General features: G+C 70.3%; 21 protein-coding genes. 19 read left to right on the top strand and 2 right to left on the bottom strand.

Going from position 1 to position 19406, the window contains the following annotated elements:
* Positions 1–419: 419 nt before the first annotated feature.
* Together ACZ4S3_RS31515 and ACZ4S3_RS31510 are read left to right on the top strand one after the other, a co-directional pair.
* Positions 420–1088: a bifunctional 4-hydroxy-2-oxoglutarate aldolase/2-dehydro-3-deoxy-phosphogluconate aldolase gene (locus ACZ4S3_RS31515; protein ID WP_467940341.1), complete on the top strand. Its 669-nt coding sequence runs from the start codon at positions 420–422 to the stop codon at positions 1086–1088.
* Between the two features lie 143 nt (positions 1089–1231).
* Positions 1232–2080, top strand: coding sequence for a transporter substrate-binding domain-containing protein (locus ACZ4S3_RS31510; protein WP_467940338.1), 849 nt, complete (start codon positions 1232–1234; stop codon positions 2078–2080).
* A 65-nt stretch (positions 2081–2145) separates the two neighbouring features.
* Here ACZ4S3_RS31510 and ACZ4S3_RS31505 read toward each other — a convergent pair whose 3' ends face one another.
* Positions 2146–2517: a VOC family protein gene (locus tag ACZ4S3_RS31505; protein WP_467940334.1), complete on the bottom strand. Its 372-nt coding sequence runs from the start codon at positions 2515–2517 to the stop codon at positions 2146–2148.
* A gap of 393 nt (positions 2518–2910) precedes the next feature.
* Between ACZ4S3_RS31505 and ACZ4S3_RS31500 the strand changes: the two genes are divergently transcribed.
* The 12 genes from ACZ4S3_RS31500 (at position 2911) to ACZ4S3_RS31445 (ending at position 13448) form a co-directional block, all read left to right on the top strand.
* On the top strand, positions 2911–3630 hold the full coding sequence (locus ACZ4S3_RS31500; RefSeq protein ID WP_467940441.1) for a GntR family transcriptional regulator: 720 nt from the start codon (positions 2911–2913) through the stop codon (positions 3628–3630).
* Positions 3631–3752: 122 nt separating this feature from the next.
* On the top strand, positions 3753–4769 hold the full coding sequence (locus tag ACZ4S3_RS31495) for a sugar ABC transporter substrate-binding protein (RefSeq protein ID WP_467940330.1): 1017 nt from the start codon (positions 3753–3755) through the stop codon (positions 4767–4769).
* Positions 4770–4996: 227 nt separating this feature from the next.
* Positions 4997–6010, top strand: a complete 1014-nt coding sequence (locus tag ACZ4S3_RS31490) for a sugar ABC transporter substrate-binding protein (protein ID WP_467940325.1) — start codon at positions 4997–4999, stop codon at positions 6008–6010.
* Positions 6007–7050 carry an ABC transporter permease gene (locus ACZ4S3_RS31485; RefSeq protein WP_467940323.1) on the top strand — a complete coding sequence of 348 codons (1044 nt, stop codon included), beginning with the start codon at positions 6007–6009 and terminating at the stop codon, positions 7048–7050. The genes ACZ4S3_RS31490 and ACZ4S3_RS31485 overlap by 4 nt, the downstream gene beginning before the upstream one ends.
* Positions 7047–7856 (top strand): ATP-binding cassette domain-containing protein, encoded by an 810-nt coding sequence (locus tag ACZ4S3_RS31480; protein ID WP_467940318.1) that lies wholly within the window; start codon positions 7047–7049, stop codon positions 7854–7856. Before ACZ4S3_RS31485 ends, ACZ4S3_RS31480 begins: the two co-directional genes overlap by 4 nt.
* 256 nt (positions 7857–8112) lie before the next feature.
* Positions 8113–9234, top strand: coding sequence for an ROK family glucokinase (locus ACZ4S3_RS31475; RefSeq protein ID WP_467940316.1), 1122 nt, complete (start codon positions 8113–8115; stop codon positions 9232–9234).
* On the top strand, positions 9231–9803 hold the full coding sequence (locus tag ACZ4S3_RS31470; RefSeq protein ID WP_467940314.1) for a hypothetical protein: 573 nt from the start codon (positions 9231–9233) through the stop codon (positions 9801–9803). The genes ACZ4S3_RS31475 and ACZ4S3_RS31470 overlap by 4 nt, the downstream gene beginning before the upstream one ends.
* Before the next feature lie 78 nt (positions 9804–9881).
* Positions 9882–11165: a bifunctional 3-oxoadipate enol-lactonase/4-carboxymuconolactone decarboxylase PcaDC gene (gene pcaDC, locus ACZ4S3_RS31465; RefSeq protein WP_467940312.1), complete on the top strand. Its 1284-nt coding sequence runs from the start codon at positions 9882–9884 to the stop codon at positions 11163–11165.
* Between the two features lie 56 nt (positions 11166–11221).
* Positions 11222–11863, top strand: a complete 642-nt coding sequence (locus tag ACZ4S3_RS31460) for an MBL fold metallo-hydrolase (RefSeq protein ID WP_467940308.1) — start codon at positions 11222–11224, stop codon at positions 11861–11863.
* Between the two features lie 75 nt (positions 11864–11938).
* Complete coding sequence (locus ACZ4S3_RS31455; protein ID WP_467940304.1) at positions 11939–12718, top strand: exodeoxyribonuclease III; 780 nt, start codon at positions 11939–11941, stop codon at positions 12716–12718.
* Positions 12719–12810: 92 nt separating this feature from the next.
* Positions 12811–13260 (top strand): HAD family hydrolase, encoded by a 450-nt coding sequence (locus ACZ4S3_RS31450; RefSeq protein WP_467940301.1) that lies wholly within the window; start codon positions 12811–12813, stop codon positions 13258–13260.
* A complete protein-coding gene (locus ACZ4S3_RS31445) occupies positions 13257–13448 on the top strand; it encodes a hypothetical protein (RefSeq protein WP_467940297.1) in 192 nt (63 codons plus the stop codon). The genes ACZ4S3_RS31450 and ACZ4S3_RS31445 overlap by 4 nt, the downstream gene beginning before the upstream one ends.
* 39 nt (positions 13449–13487) lie before the next feature.
* Here ACZ4S3_RS31445 and ACZ4S3_RS31440 read toward each other — a convergent pair whose 3' ends face one another.
* Positions 13488–15311: an SGNH/GDSL hydrolase family protein gene (locus ACZ4S3_RS31440; protein WP_467940292.1), complete on the bottom strand. Its 1824-nt coding sequence runs from the start codon at positions 15309–15311 to the stop codon at positions 13488–13490.
* 251 nt (positions 15312–15562) lie between these two features.
* Between ACZ4S3_RS31440 and ACZ4S3_RS31435 the strand changes: the two genes are divergently transcribed.
* From ACZ4S3_RS31435 to ACZ4S3_RS31415, 5 genes are all read left to right on the top strand, one after another.
* Entirely contained in the window at positions 15563–16003 is a 441-nt protein-coding gene (locus ACZ4S3_RS31435) for a DUF6278 family protein (protein ID WP_467940288.1), read from the top strand.
* 168 nt (positions 16004–16171) lie between these two features.
* The gene (locus tag ACZ4S3_RS31430) at positions 16172–16915 is read left to right on the top strand and encodes an amino acid ABC transporter ATP-binding protein (protein ID WP_467940285.1); all 744 of its coding nucleotides are present in this window, start codon (positions 16172–16174) and stop codon (positions 16913–16915) included.
* Positions 16916–16929: 14 nt separating this feature from the next.
* Positions 16930–17859 carry a glutamate ABC transporter substrate-binding protein gene (locus ACZ4S3_RS31425; RefSeq protein WP_467940280.1) on the top strand — a complete coding sequence of 310 codons (930 nt, stop codon included), beginning with the start codon at positions 16930–16932 and terminating at the stop codon, positions 17857–17859.
* Between the two features lie 10 nt (positions 17860–17869).
* Positions 17870–18514 (top strand): amino acid ABC transporter permease, encoded by a 645-nt coding sequence (locus tag ACZ4S3_RS31420; RefSeq protein WP_467940278.1) that lies wholly within the window; start codon positions 17870–17872, stop codon positions 18512–18514.
* Positions 18511–19383, top strand: coding sequence for an amino acid ABC transporter permease (locus ACZ4S3_RS31415; protein WP_467940275.1), 873 nt, complete (start codon positions 18511–18513; stop codon positions 19381–19383). The genes ACZ4S3_RS31420 and ACZ4S3_RS31415 overlap by 4 nt, the downstream gene beginning before the upstream one ends.
* Positions 19384–19406 lie beyond the last annotated feature (23 nt).

The following is a 19406-nucleotide window of genomic DNA, read 5'->3' as shown; positions in this document are numbered from 1 at the left end:
GGTTTTGGTCCGCGCCCGCCCATCGGGGGGGGGGGGTGCTGGGGGCGCCGGCGGTGGGGGGTGGGGGGGGGGGGGGGCCGCCCCCCCCCCCCCCGCCGCCCGCCCGGCCCCCCCCCCCCCGGGGGGGGGGGGGGGCCCCCCCCCCCCCCCCCCCCCCCCGCCGTGCTGTCTCCGGACCCGCGCCTCCCCTTCCGCCCATTCTTGGCGGAAGGGGAGGCGCGGGGACGTACCCCCGGGAGAGGATTGTCAGTGGCTGCCGGTAGCGTTTCGGTAGAAACGAGGAGTGGGCGGGCATCGGCCGCAAAGAGGCCATCAAACGGTCAGTTGCGCCGGCGCGCCCCGGGAAGTGCCGACTGCGCCGTGGGTCACCGCGGGCGGCGGCATGGAGCGTGGGAGACAAGGAAGGACGGCGAACTGCCGTGTATCGCTGGGAGATCACCCGGGCCGCCCTGGCTCAGCGGGTTTTCGCCATCGTCCGCAGCAAGACCTATGACGAGGCGAGCGCCACCGCCGACACCCTGCTGTCGGCCGGCATCACCAGCTTGGAGATATCCCTGACCACCCCGTTCGCCCTGGAGGCGGTCACCACCCTCTCCCGTGAGCTGGGCGAGGACGCGGTCATCGGCGCGGGCACGGTTCTTGACGCGGTGTCGGCCCGCATGGCCGTGGACGCCGGTGCCCGCTTCCTGGTCTCGCCGAGCCTGGACGCCGAGGTCATCCGTACGGGCCACCGCTACGGAGTCCCGGTCTTCCCCGGGGTGTCGACGCCGACGGAGATGGTCCGCGCGCTCGAGCTCGGCGCGGACGCCCTCAAGCTGTTCCCCGCCTCCGCGCACCACCCCTCCTGGATACGCGAAGTACGCGCCGCCCTGCCCCAGGCTCCGCTGCTGCCGACCGGCGGGGTGACGGTCGAGGGCGCACCGGACTGGATCGCCGCGGGCGCGGTCGCGGTCGGCATGGGCGCCGCGCTGTCCGAGGGCGACCGCGACACCGTGGCCAAGCGCGCCGCCGACCTCCTTGCCCGCCTCGCCGACGTCGCCCCGGACCACCCGACGGCGGGCCTCACGAACGAGTTGTACGACGACTGAGGCCCGGCTCTTGAGGCCCAGGTTCCCGAGCCTCCCGCGGTCCGAGGCGGTCCACTGACCGGTCATGGGGTTCACCTCGGCCGCGGCCTCTGCCACGCTGAGCGCTTCGATCACGCGATCATGCTCATGCCGCAGGAGTCACCATGAAGCGCGCCGCCACGCTCTCCGCCCTCGCCTGTCTGCTCGCCGGCACCGTTGCCGCCCCGTCGTCGCCCGCCCATACCCCCGCGCCCACACCGGGGTCCGCCCCCACGGCCGCCGCCCCGCGCAGCCACCACCCGGCGGCCTCGCTCCTGGACGTCGTCCCGCGGCGCGGAGTGCTGCGCGTGTGCACCACCGGCGACTACCGCCCCTTCACCTACCGCGACCCCAAGACCGGTGGCTACACCGGCATCGACATCCAGATGGCCCAGGACCTCGCCAAGAGCCTGGACGCCAAGCCGCGTTACGTCGCGACCACCTGGGCCGAACTCATCGGCGACCTCACGGCCGGGCGCTGCGACATCGCCATGGGCGGCGTCTCCATCACCCTCCCGCGCGCCCGCGCCGCCTACTTCAGCGAGCCCACCCGCACGGACGGCAAGACGCCCATCGTGCGCTGCACCGACAAGGACAAGTACCGGACGCTGGACCAGATCGACCGGCCCGGAACGAAGGTCGTCGTGAACCCCGGTGGTACGAACGAACAGTTCGCCCGCGCACATCTCAAGCGGGCCACCATCACGGTCCACCCGGACAACACCACGATCTTCGACGAGATCATCGCCGGCCGCGCGGATGTGATGATGACGGACGCCGGCGAGACCCGCTACCAGGCCAAGATCCACCCCGAACTGTGCGCGGTCCACCCCGACAAGCCCTTCTCCTTCTCCGAGAAGGCCTATGCACTGCCGCGCGGCGACGACGAGTTCAAGGCGTATGTGGACCAGTGGGTGCACCTCGCCACTCACGACGGGACGTACCGGAAGTACGAGGACGTCTGGATGAAGTGACGGCTTATGCGGTGGTGCACAGGAGCGCGGGGTCCGCGACCGCGAGCGGCGCGCCTGCCGGGCGGTCAGGCCTGCGCCCCGCCTCCCGAGTCCGCATGCCCGAGCACATTCACCACCCGCCCGTTCGGGTCCTTCACGAAGAAGCGGCGCACGCCCCACTCCTCCTCCTGCAGCGGCCGGACGATCTCCGCCCCGCTCGCGAGCACGGCCGCGTACGCCGCGTCCACGTCCTCCACCTCGACGCTCATATCGGGGGCGACCGGCGCGGTCTTGTCCTCGGTCATGAAGGTGAGCTGCGCCGTGGGGTTGGCGGGGGACGCCAAGGTCATCACCCACCCCTGGTTCATCACCTCCTCGAAGCCCAGCAGGCCGTAGAACTCCCGGCTCTCCTCCAGGGCGTCGGACTGGATATCGGGGACGACGCGGCGTACGGACATCGGTAACTCCTTTGACGGGGGCCTCCGATGATGCCTTGAGGCGCTGTCATGGGAGCCTCATGTGGGCGTCATGTGGGCGGATTTCTCGGCGATGGCGTGGGGTGGGCCGAGGGGTGGGGGTGGGCAACGTGCTGCCCCGGATGCCGGCCGGTGCGCCGAGGGGTGAGGGCGTGACGGCGTGACGGCGAACGCGGTCCGTCCTGGCCGGGTGGCTGCCGAGCGGTCCGCCCGCTGTCCTGGTAGCGCCCGCAGGCGCACCCCCAGTGGCGTACCCGCCTTGTCCGGACAATGTGACCTCTGGACTTCCCGTCATCTGCGCGGACGGATACGCTCGCGAACGTGGGGAAACGCGATACAGACGCCGCGGGCGCCGAGAGCCCTGTCCAGTTCAGCGTGGACCGGAGCAGTCCGGTCCCGCTGTATTTCCAGCTCTCCCAGCAGCTGGAGGCCGCGATCGAGAACGGCAAGCTGGCGCCCGGCAGCCTGCTCGGCAACGAGATCGAGCTGGCCGGGCGGCTCGGGCTGTCCCGGCCCACGGTGCGCCAGGCGATCCAGTCGCTGGTCGACAAGGGGCTGCTGGTCCGTCGCCGCGGCATCGGCACCCAGGTCGTCCACAGCCAGGTCAAGCGCCCGCTGGAGCTGAGCAGCCTCTACGACGACCTGGAGGCGGCCGGGCAGAAGCCCGCCACCCGGGTGCTGCTCAACACCACCACCGAGGCCGACGCCGAGGTCGCCGCCGCGCTGGGCATCGCCGAGGGCGCGGAGGTCGCGCTGGTCGAGCGGCTGCGGCTCACGCACGGCGAACCCGTTGCGCATCTGCGTAACCACCTTCCCGCCGGGCTGCTGAAGCTGGAGACCGCCGAGCTGGAGGAGACCGGCCTCTACCGCCTGATGCGGTCGGCCGGGATCACCCTGCACAGCGCCCGCCAGGCCGTCGGCGCGCGGGCCGCGACGGCGGAGGAGGGCGAGCGGCTCGACGAGCCGGAGGGCGCCCCGCTGCTGACGATGCAGCGCACCACCTTCGACGACACCGGTCGCGCGGTCGAGTTCGGCTCGCACGTCTATCGCGCGACCCGGTACGCCTTCGAATTCCAGCTGCTGGTGCGCCCCTGAGTCAGGCCCCGAGCCGAGGTTCTTCGTCAGAATGTTCTGACAAACTATTGACGTGGCTCCGCGCCCGCCGTTAGAACTCCTCCAGCCGCATTCCGGCGGCCTGGAGCAAAGGCGGTTCCACGATGAGCGGCGTGCGAAGCGCGCGAAAAGTGCGTACAGCCGGACCCGTCACCGTCCGCGGTGCCGCCTTGGTGGCGGCCCTCGCGCTGGTCGCCGGGTGCAGCGGTTCCGGCGGCAGGAACGCGGACGGCGGGGAGGGTGACGAGGGCTCCGGCGCACCCCGGATGACCATCGGCATGGTCAGCCACTCCGGCGAAGGTGACACTTTCTGGGACATCGTCCAGAACGGCGCGGAACGGGCCGCCGCCAAGGACCGGGTGAAGTTCCTCTACGCCAACGACAAAGAGGGCGCCAAACAGGCCGAGCTGGTGCAGGCCTACATCGACCAGAAGGTCGACGGGCTGATCGTCACCCTCGCCAAGCCGGAGGCCCTCAAAGCGGTCGTCCGCAAGGCCGTCGCCCACGGCATCCCAGTCGTCACGATCAACTCCGGCGGCGAGTTCTCGAAGGCGTACGGGGCGCTGACGCACATCGGCCAGGACGAGTCGGTGGCCGGCCGCGCGGTCGGCGCCGAGCTGACCGCACGGCACGCCAAGAAGGTCCTGTGCGTCATCCACGAGCAGGGCAATGTGTCGCTGGAGGACCGCTGCGCGGGCGTCCGCAAGGGCTTCTCCGGGCCGGTGGAGAACCTCAATGTCGACGGCACCAACGCGCCCTCCTCGCAGTCCTCCATCGAAGCCAAGCTGCAGGCCGACAGCTCCATCGACGCGATCGTCACGCTCGGTGCGCCGATGGCGGCGATCTCCGTCAAGGCCAAGCGGGAGGCGGGCAGCCGGGCCGGGATCGCGACCTTCGATCTGAACTCCGCCGTGGTCAAGCTCCTCAAGGCCAAGGACGTCACCTTCGCCGTCGACCAGCAGCCCTTCCTCCAGGGCTACGAGGCGGTGGACCTGCTGTGGCTGCACAAGGCCAACGACAACGTGCTCGGCGGCGGCAAACCGGTGCTCACCGGGCCGGCGCTGGTCACCGGGAAGGACGTACCCATGCTGGAGTCGTACACCGGACGGGGCACCCGATGAAGCCGTACGGAAGACCGGGAGGGCAGGATCCGGGGCGGGATCCTGGACGGAACCCGGCGCAGGACCAGGGACGGGATCCGGCACAGGACGCGGAACGGACCGCCGGGCGGGACCGGCGACCGGACCCCACGAACCGGTACAGATCACCGGTAACGGATACTTGGCCGGTTGGGCGAATACGACCCATGCGGCCGACACAGCGACATCAGCGGGAAGGGCAAGTCCTCGTGGCAAGGGTTCGAAGTAGGGGACGCGTCGTGAGCGCCGTGCTGGCGGGAGTGCTCTGCGCCGCACTGGCGGGGTGCAGCAGCACCGGAGGCAAGCGGGCCGAGGACGCGCGCGCCGCGCAGGCCGCCGGCGGCAAGGCCGCCGTGAACACCCCCAGGTGGACATTTGCGATGGTCACTCACTCGGGTGACGGCGACACCTTCTGGGACATCGTGCAGAACGGCGCGGAACAGGCCGCGGCCAAGGACAACATCAAGTTCCTCTACGGCCACGACGAGGAAGCCCAGCGGCAGGCCCAGCTGGTGCAGTCCTACATCGACCAGAAGGTCGACGGGCTGATCGTCTCGCTCGCCAAGCCCAACGCCATGAAGGACGTCGTCGAAAAGGCCGAGAAGGCCGGCATACCGGTGATCACGGTGAACTCCGGCGCCGAGGAGTCCAAGGCGTTCGGCGCGCTCAGCCACATCGGGCAGGACGAGACGGTGGCGGGCGAAGCCGTCGGCGAGGAGCTGAACAAGCGAGGCCGGAAGAAGGCCCTGTGCGTCCTGCACGAGCAGGGCAATGTCGGCCATGAGCAGCGCTGCGACGGCGCGAAGAAGACCTTCAAGGGCGATCTGCAGAAGCTGTACGTCGAGGGCACCAACATGCCCGATGTGCAGTCGTCCATCGAGTCCAAGCTCCAGGCGGACCCCGGCATCGACGCCGTCGTCACCCTCGGCGCCCCCTTCGCCCCCACGGCCGTCAAGGCCAAGGAGCAGGCCGGCAGCAAGGCCGAGATCGACACCTTCGACCTCAATGCCCAGGTCGCCGGCGGCCTCAAGGACGGCTCACTCGGCTTCGCCGTCGACCAGCAGCCCTACCTCCAGGGCTACCAGGCCGTGGACCTGCTCTGGCTCTACAAGTACAACTCCGACGTCCTCGGCGGCGGCAAGCCGGTGCTCACCGGACCCCAGGTGATCACCAAGAAGGACGCCGCCGCACTGCAGGAATTCACGAAGCGGGGGACCCGATGAGCACCATCGTCAAGGCATCGGCACGGGACGAACGGCTGCTGCACCGCTCCCTGGCGCGCCGCCTGATGGGCCGCCCCGAACTGGGTTCGGTCGTCGGCGCCATCGCCGTCTTCGTCTTCTTCTCCCTCGCCGCCGAGCCGTTCCTGCAGGCCTCCAGCCTCTCCACCGTGCTCTACGCCTCGTCGACGATCGGCATCATGGCCGTGCCGGTGGCACTGCTGATGATCGGCGGCGAATTCGATCTGTCGGCCGGCGTCATGGTCGTCAGCTCGGCCCTGATCTCGTCCATGGTCAGCTACCAGATGACGGCCAACACCTGGGTCGGTGTCGGGGTGTCCTTGCTGGTCACGCTGGCCATCGGCGTCTTCAACGGCATCCTGCTGACCCGTACGAAACTCCCCAGCTTCATCATCACGCTCGGCACGTTCTTCATGCTGACCGGCCTCAACCTCGGCTTCACCAAGCTGATCAGCGGCACCGTCTCCACGAAGTCCATCGCCGACATGGAGGGCTTCGACTCGGCCCGTGCGCTCTTCGCCTCCCACCTGACCATCGGCAGTGTGGACATCCAGATCACCATCGTGTGGTGGATCGCGCTGGTGGCCCTCGCCACCTGGATTCTGCTGCGCACCCGCGTCGGCAACTGGATCTTCGCGGTGGGCGGCAACGCGGATGCGGCGCGGGCGGTCGGCGTCCCGGTCACGAAGACCAAGATCGGCCTGTACATGGGCGTCGCCTTCGCCGCCTGGGTCTCCGGCCAGCACCTGCTGTTCTCGTACGACGCGATCCAGTCCGGCGACGGCGTCGGCAACGAATTCCTCTACATCATCGCGGCCGCGGTCGGCGGCTGTCTGATGACCGGCGGCTTCGGCTCGGCGATCGGGGCCGCGGTCGGCGCCTTCATCTTCGGCATGACCAGCAAGGGCATCGTCTACGCGCAGTGGAACCCGGACTGGTACAAGTTCTTCCTCGGCGCGATGCTGCTGCTCGCCACACTCCTGAACGCATGGGTCCGCAAGCGGGCGGAGGACAAGTCATGACAGCCCTCGTCGAGCTCGACAACGTCAGCAAGTTCTACGGCAACATCAAGGCGCTGGAGGGCGTGTCCCTGCAGGTGCACGCGGGGGAGATCTCCTGTGTGCTCGGCGACAACGGCGCCGGCAAGTCCACCCTCATCAAGATCATCGCAGGGCTGCACCAGCACGACGCCGGCACCTTCACCATCGAGGGCGAGGAGACAAAGCTCGCCTCCCCGCGTGAGGCCCTGGACCGCGGAATCGCCACCGTTTACCAGGACCTGGCCGTCGTCCCGCTGATGCCCGTGTGGCGGAACTTCTTCCTCGGCTCCGAGCCGACCACCGGCGTGGGCCCCTTCAAGCGGCTCGATGTCGCCACGATGCGCAGGACCACGCGCAGCGAGCTGCTGCGCATGGGCATCGATCTGCGCGACGTCGACCAGCCCATCGGCACCCTCTCCGGCGGCGAGCGGCAGTGCGTCGCCATCGCCCGCGCCGTCTACTTCGGCGCCAAGGTCCTCGTCCTCGACGAGCCCACGGCGGCGCTTGGCGTCAAGCAGTCCGGCGTCGTCCTCAAGTACGTCGCGGCCGCGCGGGACGCCGGACTCGGCGTGGTGTTGATCACCCACAATCCGCACCACGCCTACCTCGTCGGCGACCGTTTCGTGCTCCTCAAGCGCGGCACCATGGCCGGCAGCCATGCCAAGAAGGAGATCGCCCTGGAGGAGCTGACCCGCCAGATGGCGGGCGGCAGCGAGCTGGAACAGCTCAGCCACGAGCTGGCCCGTTCGGCGACCCCGGAATTCCCCGGCGGCCACCGGCCCGACTGATCGTCCGCCGTGCCCCGCGCCGGTCCCCGGGCCGCGCGGGGCGCGGCACCCCACGTCACGGTGCGCCGGACGTCGCGGGTGATGCACAATCGCACCGAACCATCCGAAGCTTGCATGCCCTGCGCACCTCGCGAAGGCATGCCGGCCATCCACGCCGAGGCCCCGGCCTCCTGAGACCCGCAGGGACGAGACGACTCTTGCGAGCACGCAGCCGCCGCGACCGGAACGGCAGCCGTAACGGCGAAGAGGTGGGCCGATGAGTATGTACCGGGACCGGGTGCACCGAGGATCGGCCAGAGCCACCGTCCTGCGCACGGTCGGCACCCGCGAGCGGCGCTCGCATCTGACCGCCCCCCGGGTGCCCACCGTCGGCATCGACATCGGCGGCACGAAGGTCATGGCGGGTGTGGTCGACGCCGACGGCACCATTTTGGAGAAGGTCCGCACCGAGACGCCGGACAAGTCCAAGAGCCCCAAGGTGGTCGAGGACACCATCACCGAGCTCGTCCTGGACCTCTCCGACCGGCACGACGTCCACGCGGTGGGCATCGGCGCGGCCGGCTGGGTCGACGCGGACCGCAGCAAGGTGCTCTTCGCCCCGCATCTGAACTGGCGCAACGAGCCGCTGCGCGACCGCCTCGCCGGCCGCCTTGCGGTGCCGGTCATGGTCGACAACGACGCCAACACCGCCGCCTGGGCGGAGTGGCGGTTCGGCGCCGGACGCGGCGAGGACCACCTCGTCATGATCACGCTCGGTACGGGCATCGGCGGCGCCATCCTGGAGGACGGCGCGGTCAAGCGCGGCAAGTACGGCGTGGCCGGTGAGTTCGGCCATATGCAGGTCGTGCCCGGCGGCCATCGCTGCCCGTGCGGCAACCGCGGCTGCTGGGAGCAGTACAGCTCCGGCAACGCCCTGGTCCGCGAGGCCCGGGAGCTGGCCGCGGCCGACTCCCCGGTCGCGTACAACATCATCGAGCGGGTCGGCGGCCGGATCGGCGACATCACCGGTCCCCTGATCACCGAGCTGGCCCGCGAGGGCGACGCCATGTGCGTCGAGCTCCTCCAGGACATCGGCCAGTGGCTCGGCGTCGGCATCGCCAACCTCGCCGCCGCCCTCGACCCGTCCTGCTTCGTCATCGGCGGGGGCGTCAGCGCCGCCGACGACCTGCTGATCGGCCCGGCCCGGGACGCCTTCCGGCGCAACCTCACCGGCCGCGGCTACCGCCCCGAGGCCACCATCGCCAAGGCCCAGCTGGGCCCCGAGGCCGGTATGGTCGGCGCCGCCGACCTCGCACGCCTGGTGGCCCGCCGCTTCCGGCGCGCCAACCGCCGCCGCGTCGAGCGCTACGAGCGCTACGAACGGTCCGGCCGCCGATGACCGACTCCGACCTGAATTCCATGAGCGACGATCACCTCCCCACCCCGCCGCCCGAAGGCAAGCGCCCCCGCCCCGTCCTGATGGCCCTGATCGTGTTCCTCCTGATCGCGATCCCGGCCGGCTACATCGTCATCTCCGCCGAGCAGAGCCGGGACAGCGGTGTGGGCAAGGAGGCGGAGGCCGCGGCCACCGGACTGACCAACGCCTTCCCGTCCAAGGTCCAGCAGCGGACCTACGACGTCCCGGTGCCGGTCGGTTCCACCCCGGTCTACTACTACGAGACCAACTCCTGGAAGACCAGTTCCCTCTTCGTGCAGTTCCGGACCAACGACTGGGGTCTCGACCACTACCTCAAGGCCGTGGGCACCAGCGCCGCCGCCCTCAAAAAGGGTGCCAAGACCATTCCGCCCGGCCAGGCGGCGAAGGTCGGCTGGGACTTCAGCGTCGACTGGCCCTGGGCGGGCACCGTCAACCCGAAGAAGGCGCCCCAGCCCACGCAGCGGATCATGGTCAGTTACGACGAACCCGGTCACCCCGTCGTCTACACCGTCTCGACCATCACATTCTGATTTTTTTCCGGCCTCTTCGTCCCACTTCTTCCTGACCTGGGTGTCAGGACCGTGTCACGGAGTCGGTAGCGTGGTCGGGTGAGCGAGAAGACCCTGCAGCACCGGATCGACGGTCCCGACGACGCACCCGTACTCGTACTGGGCGCATCGCTCGGTACCACCTGGCACATGTGGGACCGGCAGATCCCCGAACTGACCCGCCACTGGCGCGTCATCCGTTTCGATCTGCCAGGTCACGGAGGCTCGCCCGCCCACGCCGCGTCCTCCATCGCCGAACTCGCCGACCGGCTGGTCGCCACCCTCGACCTCCTGGGCGTCGAGCGGTTCGGCTACGCCGGCTGCAACATCGGCGGTGCCATCGGCCTCCAGCTGGCCCTCACCCGCCCGCACCGGGTCACCTCCCTGGCCCTGGTGTCCTCGTCGCCCCGCTACGGCACCGCGGACGCCTGGCGCCAGCGCGGCGTGGTGATCCGTACGAACGGACTGGACCCGATCGCCCGCACCGCCCCCGAGCACTGGTTCACCACCGGCTTCGCGGGCGCCCAGCCCGCCATCGTCGAATGGGCCGTCCAGATGGTGCGGACCACCGACCCGGGCTGCTACATCGCCGCCTGCGAGGCGCTGGCCGCCTACGACGTACGGTCCTCACTCAGCCGGGTCGGCGTGCCCACCCTCGTCGTCGTCGGCTCCGAGGACCAGGTCACCCCGACCACCGACGCCCGCACGCTGGTCGCCGGCATACCGGACGCGAGCCTGGCCCTGGTGCCCGGCACCTCCCACCTCGCACCCGTCGAGCAGCCCTCGGCCGTCACCGAGCTCCTCATCCGGCACTTCACCACCGCCTGGCACGACAAGCCAGGGCCGGCCGGCCAGGCCGCGATCGGTGCCGCCGCCCCCAAGGCGCAGATCGCACCCCCGCCGCCCCCGGTGGCGCCCCCCGCCGCCATAGAGTCCGGCCTCACCAAGCCGGAACCGGCCCGCGGCGGCACCTACGACGCGGGCATCAAGGTCCGGCGCGAGGTCCTCGGCGACGCCCATGTCGACCGCGCCGAGGCCGCGGCCGACGATTTCACCGGCGACTTCCAGGACTTCATCACCCGCTACGCCTGGGGTGAGACCTGGACCCGCCCCGGTCTCGACCGCCGTACCCGCAGCATCATCACCCTCACCGCCCTCGTCGCCGGCGGCCACCACGACGAACTGGTCCTGCACGTCCGCGCCGCCCTCCGCAACGGCCTCACCCCCACCGAGATCAAGGAGGTCCTGATGCACACCGCGATCTACTGCGGCGTCCCGGCAGCGAACTCCGCCTTCGCGGTGGCCCAGCGGGTGATAAAGGAAGAGACAACGCCGGAGGGGTGAGGGGCACTCGATCCTTTCTGCGGGTGGGCGGCCGGACCCCGCGGCAAGATGGCCGTATGGAACTTACGAAGAAGACCCATGCCTGCGTCCGTCTCGAGAAGGACGGGCAGACGCTCGTCATCGACCCCGGTGCCTTCAGCGAGGAGGACGCGGCCGTCGGCGCGGACGCGATCCTGGTCACCCATGAGCACATGGACCACTTCGACCAGCAGCGGCTGCGGGCGGGCATGGAGGCGAACCCGGGCGCCGAGATCTGGACCCTGGCCAGCGTCGCCGACCAGCTCTCGGCCGCCTTCCCCGGCCGGGTGCACACCGTGGGCGAGGGCGACACCTTCACCGCCGCCGGGTTCGACATCGAGGTGCACGGCCAGCTGCACGCCGTCATTCACCCCGACATCCCCCGGATCACCAACGTCGGCTATCTCCTCGACGGCGGTGCGGTTTTCCATCCCGGCGACGCGCTCACCGTCCCCGAGGGCCGCACCGTCGACACCCTCCTGCTGCCGGTTCACGCCCCCTGGAACAAGATCGCCGAGATCATCGACTACGTCCGCGCGGTCGCGCCCCGCAGCGCCATCGACATCCACGACAGCCTGCTCCAGGACCACGCCCGCCCGCTCTACGACGCCATGATCGGCAAACTCGGCGGCGCCGACCACGGCCGCCTGAGTCCCGGCGCCAGCACCACACTCGGCTGAGGGCCACCCGGCCGACCGCCACTCCTGCGGCCGCCGCTCCGCTGACTGTCAGACCCTCGCTGTAGGTTTACGTCCATGCGCATCGCGACCTGGAACGTCAACTCGATCACCGCCCGCCTCCCGAGGCTGATGGCCTGGCTGGAGAGCACCGGCACGGACGTGCTGTGCATCCAGGAGACCAAGTGCTCGGCCGAGCAGTTCCCGTACGACGAGCTGCGCCGGCTCGGCTACGAAGCGGCGGTCAACGCCGACGGCCGGTGGAACGGCGTGGCGCTGCTGTCCAAGGTGGGCCTGGACGATGTCGTCATGGGCCTGCCCGGCGGCCCGGACTACGAGGGCGTACAGGAGCCCCGCGCCGTCTCGGCCACCTGCGGCCCGGCCCGCGTCTGGTCGGTGTACGTCCCCAATGGCCGCGAGGTCGACCACGCCCACTACGGCTACAAGCTCCACTGGTTCGAGGCGCTGAAGGCGGCGGTTGCCGAGGACACGGCGGGCTCCCGCCCCTTCGCGGTCCTCGGCGACTTCAACGTCGCGCCGACCGACGAGGACGTCTGGGACCCCGCCGTCTTCGTGGGCGCCACCCATGTCACCCCCGCCGAGCGCGCCGCCCTCGCCGCCCTCCGCGAGGCGGGCCTGACGGACGTCGTACCGCGCCCCCTGAAGTACGACCACCCCTACACCTACTGGGACTACCGCCAGCTCGCCTTCCCCAAGAACCGCGGGATGCGCATCGACCTGGTCTACGGCAACGAGCCCTTCGCCAAGGCCGTCTCGGACGCCTACGTCGACCGCGAGGAGCGCAAGGGCAAGGGCGCCTCGGACCATGCGCCGGTCGTCGTGGATCTCGATGTATGAGCGACGAGGCAGGAGCGGACGGGCGAGCGGAGACGCCTGAGCCACGACGCCTGAGCCACGAGGCCTGAGCCACGACGCTTGAGCGGAGACCCATGAGTGGGGCCGGCCGCCGTATGCCGCTGTTGATGCTGGATCTCGACAACACTCTCGTCGACCGCGATGCCGCCTTCCGCGCGGCGATGACCGCCTTCCTGGCCGAGCACGCTCTGCCGGCGGCCGATATCGAGTGGCTGATGTCGGTCGACGCGAGCGGGTACACCCCGAGAGAGGCGGTGGCCGACGCCAAGGCCGGGCGGTACGGGGCGGCCGTGCCCGCGAGTGCCGTTCGGAGCCTCCTCGACCGCGGCGGCGCCGATCGCGTCGTCCTGGCCGAGGCCACCCGCGAGACGCTCGGCAGGGCGGTCACCGACGGCTGGGTGTGCATGGTCGTCACCAACGGCCGCCTGGCACAGCAGGAGGCGAAGATCCGTCACGCCGGGCTCGACCGGCTGGTGCACGGCTGGACGACAACTTCGGCTCGCAGCTGCTCACCTCGGATGTGAACGGCGACGGGCGGGCCGACCTCACGGCGATCGCCGGCCAGGAGAACGACGGCGGCGCCCTGTGGCACCTGCCGGGCACCACCGCCTCCTCGCTCTACGACCCCACCGCCACCACCAGCTTCGGCCCCACCACGGTCGGCGTCACCAACGGCCCGCTCACCGGCTTCGGTTCGGACCTGGCCGGCTGACGCCGCACACCCGGAGCGAGCCGCCAGGCGCTGGTGCCGTCACCCCCGTCCGGGCACCAGCGCCCGCAGGTCCACCGACTCGCCGAGCGCTTTCAGCCCCGCGTCGCCGGGGTGGAGATGGTCGCCGCTGTCGTAGGCGGGCAGCATCCGCCGGTGCCGCTGGGGATCGCGGAGCACGGCGTCGAAGTCCAGCGTCGCGTCGAAGGCTCCGCCGTGGGCGCGGAGGAACGCGTTGACGGACTGCCGGCGGGCCTCGACGGCCGGTGTGCAGTCCGGGTAGCCCTCGCAGGGAGTGATGGTGGCCGCCACGACCCGCAGTCCCCGCTCGTGCGCGCGCCGGGCGAGGGCGCGCAGACCGGCGATGACCTCGTCCGCCGAGGTGCCCCAGCGCACGTCGTTGATGCCCTCGAAGACGACGACCGTACGGGCGGCGGGCTGCGCCAGCACATCCCGCTCCAGGCGGTGCTGGGCGCTGACCCCGCCGGTGTCGGTGCTGACCCCGTCGCCCTGGTAGCGGTCGGTGACGATGCGGTTCGCGGAGATGCCCTGGTTGAGGACGCCGTAGCGGGGGAGGGCGGTCCCCGACTGGAAGCGGCGGGCGAGCACATCGGGCCAGCGGCGGTTGGCGCCGCTCGTCGACTTCACCCCGTCGGTGATGGAGTCGCCCAGCGCCACGATCGAGCCGGGGCCGCCGTCGACGTCGACGCCGGTCAGGAACGGCCAGATGGTCATCGTCTCCGGATAGCCCGCGCCCCCGGTGTCACCCGTGCGGTCTCCGCTGCCCGGCGCACTCAGATAGGACACCTGGGCGGCCTCCTGGTGGACCGGCGCCGCCGTCACCGTCCCCGGCAGATGGAGGGAGACCAGGAGGTTGGTGTCCGCCGGGACGTGGAAGTCCACCGGATCGCTGAAGGCCTCGGCGCCCGCCGGTATGCGGGTGCCGGTGCGGCCGCGGCCGAAGGTCAGCGGTACGGGTGCCGTATCCGCCGCGGCGCCCGCGTCCTGCACCGCCACGCTCGCCGCCCCTATGTCCACCGGCGCCGCGGCGAAGGTGTTCGCCAGCCGTATCCGCGCCCGCGGCCCGCCCGCGCCGGCGTGCACGACCAGCCGCAGCGTACGGTCCGTCCAGGGGCCCACCGCCCGGTAGCCGGCCGTACCGGCCGCCCAACTCCCGGTTCTGCCCTCCGAGTTGTCCCGTACCGCCGCCGCGAAGACATGCAGATCGGCGGCCGGTCCCGGGTCCCGCGGCAGCACCACCGACGCCACCTCGCGCCCGGCCTTCAGCGGTACGGACACCGCGTACAGCCGCGCCGACTGCGCGCTCTGCCCGCCCGCGCCGTTGATGTGCGGCAGCGCCACCGCCTTGGTGCTCAGCGGCCCCGATCGCCAGTCGGGCGCGGTGAGTTCGTAGGCGGTGCGGGATCCGTCGCGGTAGTGCACCGTTCCGGTGCCGGACGCCGGCGCGCCCTCGTCGGCCGGCCCGGTCCCGGCGACCAGGAACGTGAGCGCGCCGCCCCGTCCGTGCAGCGCCACCGCCTGCCCGTCCGCCACCACGTTGTCCGGCGCGCCGGCCGCCTTACGGGGCAGGCCGAGCCGCGCCCCGTCGATGACGAGCGTGCGGCCGGGCGTCCAGCCGGCCGCCGCCAGGTCCTGTGCGGAGAGCGAATGGCCCGCGCCGTCGAAGTCGGCGGCGTCCGGTCCGGCGTTGTCACTGACGGCCGTGTTGTCGAAGAGGCTCGCCAAGGGCAAGGGGCGCTGCGGGTGGGGCGCCGCCGCGGCCGGTGCCGCGAGGACGGTGGCGGCGGGCAGTGCGGTCGCGGTGAGCAGAAGTGCCAGGGCGGTGCTCCATGGTCGTACGCGCATGAATGCCTTCCCTCTGGTGGCTGCGGCGACGTGAGGTGACGTCAGATGACATCGGTCGAGGTCAACGGGCAGGTTCCGAGCTGCGATCCGGCCGTTCCCGCGAGGGGCGGGGCGCTTCTGCGGATCCGGCGGATCCGATCCGAGCGCCATGAAAGTAGGGAGGCCGGCCGGGGGCGTCAAGGTGACGATCGAGGATCCGTCGCGCCGCGCGCCTGTGGCCGTGGCCCTGGTACGGGTGGGACCCTCGCACCATGAACATGTCTTTCCTGGACAAGTGGCGCAAGCGCTCTCGGGCGGACCGGTCGGTGCCACTGGCGGAGTCGGTGAGCGCCGATCCCGACAGCGTCGTCGAGCTGCTGTCCGAATGCGAGCTGCTGCGGGCGCAGGCCGCCGCCGAGGGGGTGGAACTGGACGACTCCGTGGGCTCGTTGGAGGCGCTGGACCAGCTGCAGCCGGTCTGGCGGGACGACCCGGAAGTGGTGTCCTGGCTCGGCAATGACGCGGGTCTCTATCTGGGGACGGTCCTGGTGCGCACCGTGCGGGGCGCCGTATGGCATGTGTGGCCGGACGGGCAGCCGGTGGTCAGGCTGGCGTCGGGGCGGGAGATCGATGTGGTGGAAGCGGGGCATGAGTGGGCGGATGTCGGCGCGCCCGAGCTGTCCCAGGTCTACGCCGAGGCCGACGAGAGCTGAGCCGCCGGCCGATGGAGCGCAGGGCGACGGCGCCGCGAGGAGTTCCTCCGTAACCGTGGATTACGTCCCTCTATCCTTCGCTACGTGCGTGTCCAGAGAAATACACCCCTTTCCTCCCGGTAGTTTGCGGGCTCTCCCCTGTACGGATGAGAGTGGGCAGGTCTGCATATGGCCGGTGATGCGCTGATTGAACTGCGCGGGGTCAACAAGCACTACGGAAAACTGCACGTCCTCCAGGACATCGACCTCACCGTCGGCCGCGGGGAGGTGGTGGTGGTCATCGGGCCCTCAGGGTCCGGGAAGTCCACCCTGTGCCGGACCATCAACCGCCTGGAGACCATCGAGTCGGGCAGCATCGAGCTGGACGGCAGACCGCTTCCCGAAGAAGGCCGGGCGCTGGCCAAGCTGCGTGCCGAAGTCGGCATGGTTTTCCAGTCCTTCAACCTCTTCGCCCACAAGACCGTGCTGGCCAACATCATGCTGGCGCCCGTCAAGGTCCGTAGGACGAAGAAGGACGAGGCGGCGCAGCGGGCCCGCGAACTCCTCGACCGGGTCGGGCTCGCCTCCCAGGCGGACAAGTATCCGGCCCAGCTCTCCGGCGGCCAGCAGCAGCGCGTCGCCATCGCCCGCGCCCTCGCCATGGACCCCAAGGCGCTGCTCTTCGACGAGCCGACCTCCGCCCTCGACCCGGAGATGATCAACGAGGTGCTGGAAGTCATGCGCCAGCTCGCCCGGGAGGGCATGACGATGGTCGTGGTCACGCACGAGATGGGCTTTGCGCGGTCCGCCGCCAACCGCGTCGTGTTCATGTCGGACGGCCGGATCGTCGAGGACCGCACCCCCGAGGAATTCTTCACCGCACCGCGGAGCGAACGCGCGAAGGACTTCCTCTCCAAGATTCTCAAGCACTGAACGGGGGCGCCGCGATGCCGCATTTTCCTCTCACGCCCCTGCGCCGCGCCCTGGTGGCAGTCCTGCTCACCGCGCTCTCGCTGGCCGTGGCCGGCTGCGGCCGGGACGGCAGCCCACCGGTCAAGGGCCCCAAAGGCAGCGAACTGCCCCGGTACCCGGTCGCCAAGAACTTCCGGCTGTCCGCCTCGCCGACCTGGGAGAGGGCCGAACGCCGCGGGCATCTCGTGGTCGGCGCCAAGGAGGACCAGCCGTATCTCGGCGAGAAGGATCCGGCGTCCGGCCGCTACACCGGCTTCGATATCGAGATCGCCAAGATGCTGTCCGCCGGTCTCGGCTTTCCGCCCGGCAGCATCCAGTTCAAGACGATCGCCTCGGCCAACCGCGAGACGGCCCTGCAGAACGGCCAGATCGACTACTACGTCGGCACCTACACCATCAACGACAAGCGCAAGAAGCTGGTGGGTTTCGCCGGGCCGTATTACATGGCCGGTCAGTCGCTGCTGGTCCGCAGCGATGAGAAAGACATCCACGGACCGCAGGACCTGGCCGGCAAACGCGTCTGCTCGGCGGCCGGCTCGACGCCGGCGCAGCGCATCGCGGCCGAATACCCCAAGGCCGATCTGGTCACGTACGACGCCTACTCGGTGTGCGTGGACAACCTGCTGACCTATCAGGTCGACGCGGTCACCACGGACGACGCGATTCTGCTGGGGTACGCGGCCAAGGTGCCCGACGAGCTGAAGGTGGTCGGCAAGCCGTTCTCCGAGGAGCCGTACGGGATCGGCGTACCGCGCGGCGACAACGCCCTGCGCCTCGCCCTCGACACCGTGCTCGCCGCCGACGAGAAGAACGGCAACTGGAAGAAGGCGTACCACGCGACGCTCGGTGTGTCCGGAGTGCCCGCACCGAAGCCGCCCCCGATCGACCGCTACCCGGCGAGCTAGGACCCGACCCGTGAACGTTCTCCTGGACAACCTCTCCCTCTACGGGGACGGCCTGCTGGGCACCCTCGAACTCACCGTCTTCGCCTCGCTCCTCGCCCTCGTCCTCGGCTTCCTGATGGCGGCCTTCCGCGTCGCGCCGGTCGGCTCACTGCGGGCGTTCGGCACGGCCTGGGTGATGGTGCTGCGCAATACGCCGCTGACGCTGCTGTTCTTCGCCGTGGTGCTGGGCCTGCCGCGCTTCGGGCTCGTGCTGCCCTTCAAGCTGTTCGCCATCCTCGCCCTCGGCTGCTACACCTCCGCCTTCATCTGCGAGGCGGTGCGCTCGGGCATCAACACCGTGCCGGCCGGGCAAGGGGAGGCGGCCCGCAGCCTGGGCCTGACCTTCCCGCAGACCCTCGGCGACATCATCCTTCCGCAGGCGTTCCGCTCGGTCATCCCGCCCATCGGCTCGACCCTCATCGCGCTCGCCAAGAACTCCGCGATCGCCGGCGCCTTCAGCGTCGTCGAACTCCTCGGCGTCTACAAACCGCTCAACGAGATGGGCTACAGCATCATCTGGACCTTCGTCTGGATCGCCGTCGGCTATCTGATCGTGACCCTGACCATCAGCGCGCTCTTCAACCTGCTGGAGAAGCGCTACGGAGTCGCCCGATGACCTCGACCACCGCCCTCTACGACATCCCGGGCCCCCGTACCAAACAACGCCACCGCCTCTACGGCCTCGTCTCGACCGTCGCGATCCTGGGCCTGATCGCCTGGATCATCCACCTCCTCTTCGCCACCGGCCAGTTCACCGCGACCAAGTGGACTCCCTTCACCTACAAGGGAATTCAGGAACTTCTGCTCACCGGACTCGGCAACACGCTGCGCGCCTTCGGCCTCGCGGCGGTCCTGTCGCTGGCGCTCGCGGCGGTGCTCGCGGTCGGCCGGCTCTCCGAGCACCGGCTCATCCGCTGGGTGAGCACGCTGGTGGTCGAGTTCTTCCGCGCGATGCCCGTCCTCGTCATGATCTTCTTCATCTACGTGGCGCTGAAGGTGGCACCACTGCCCGCCCTCGTCACCGGTCTGGCCCTCTACAACGGCTCGGTGCTCGCCGAGGTCTTCCGTACCGGCGTCAACTCCGTCGACCCGGGCCAGCGGGAGGCCGCCTACGCGCTCGGCATGCACAAGACCCAGGTCATGACGCACGTCCTGGTGCCGCAGGCGCTCCGCGCCATGCTCCCGGCGATCATCAGCCAGCTGGTCGTCGCCCTGAAGGACACCTCGCTCGGCTACCTCATCACCTACGAGGAATTCCTGCACGCCGGCAAGCTCATCGCCGCCAACCTCGACTACGGCCTTCCCTTCATCCCCGTAGTCATGATCATCTCGCCCCTCTACATCGGTATGTGCATGCTGCTCTCCTGGCTCGCCAACTGGGCCGCCAAGCGTCAGCGGCGCAACCCGAAGGTCAAGGCGGACGAGGTGGCCCTACCGGAGCCGGGCATCTTGCTCCCGGGAGGGGACCACCAGCCGAAGGGATGAGAGCGGCCACGTGCCCGCCGGAG

It is taken from the genome of Streptomyces sp. NPDC028368 (assembly GCF_055565615.1).
Note: the sequence above shows the minus strand (reverse complement) of the source record. Positions and strands in the feature narration are given on the sequence as shown.

Coding starts and splice junctions, on each gene's coding strand:
- ACZ4S3_RS31430 (WP_467940285.1), top strand. CDS start 16,172: ATGGCCGGTGATGCGCTGATTGAACTGCGCGGGGTCAACAAGCACTAC.
- ACZ4S3_RS31485 (WP_467940323.1), top strand. CDS start 6,007: ATGAGCACCATCGTCAAGGCATCGGCACGGGACGAACGGCTGCTGCAC.
- ACZ4S3_RS31435 (WP_467940288.1), top strand. CDS start 15,563: ATGAACATGTCTTTCCTGGACAAGTGGCGCAAGCGCTCTCGGGCGGAC.
- ACZ4S3_RS31480 (WP_467940318.1), top strand. CDS start 7,047: ATGACAGCCCTCGTCGAGCTCGACAACGTCAGCAAGTTCTACGGCAAC.
- ACZ4S3_RS31455 (WP_467940304.1), top strand. CDS start 11,939: ATGCGCATCGCGACCTGGAACGTCAACTCGATCACCGCCCGCCTCCCG.
- ACZ4S3_RS31425 (WP_467940280.1), top strand. CDS start 16,930: ATGCCGCATTTTCCTCTCACGCCCCTGCGCCGCGCCCTGGTGGCAGTC.
- ACZ4S3_RS31495 (WP_467940330.1), top strand. CDS start 3,753: ATGAGCGGCGTGCGAAGCGCGCGAAAAGTGCGTACAGCCGGACCCGTC.
- ACZ4S3_RS31470 (WP_467940314.1), top strand. CDS start 9,231: ATGACCGACTCCGACCTGAATTCCATGAGCGACGATCACCTCCCCACC.
- ACZ4S3_RS31450 (WP_467940301.1), top strand. CDS start 12,811: ATGAGTGGGGCCGGCCGCCGTATGCCGCTGTTGATGCTGGATCTCGAC.
- ACZ4S3_RS31475 (WP_467940316.1), top strand. CDS start 8,113: ATGAGTATGTACCGGGACCGGGTGCACCGAGGATCGGCCAGAGCCACC.
- ACZ4S3_RS31460 (WP_467940308.1), top strand. CDS start 11,222: ATGGAACTTACGAAGAAGACCCATGCCTGCGTCCGTCTCGAGAAGGAC.
- ACZ4S3_RS31415 (WP_467940275.1), top strand. CDS start 18,511: ATGACCTCGACCACCGCCCTCTACGACATCCCGGGCCCCCGTACCAAA.
- ACZ4S3_RS31505 (WP_467940334.1), bottom strand. CDS start 2,517: ATGTCCGTACGCCGCGTCGTCCCCGATATCCAGTCCGACGCCCTGGAG.
- ACZ4S3_RS31440 (WP_467940292.1), bottom strand. CDS start 15,311: ATGCGCGTACGACCATGGAGCACCGCCCTGGCACTTCTGCTCACCGCG.
- ACZ4S3_RS31510 (WP_467940338.1), top strand. CDS start 1,232: ATGAAGCGCGCCGCCACGCTCTCCGCCCTCGCCTGTCTGCTCGCCGGC.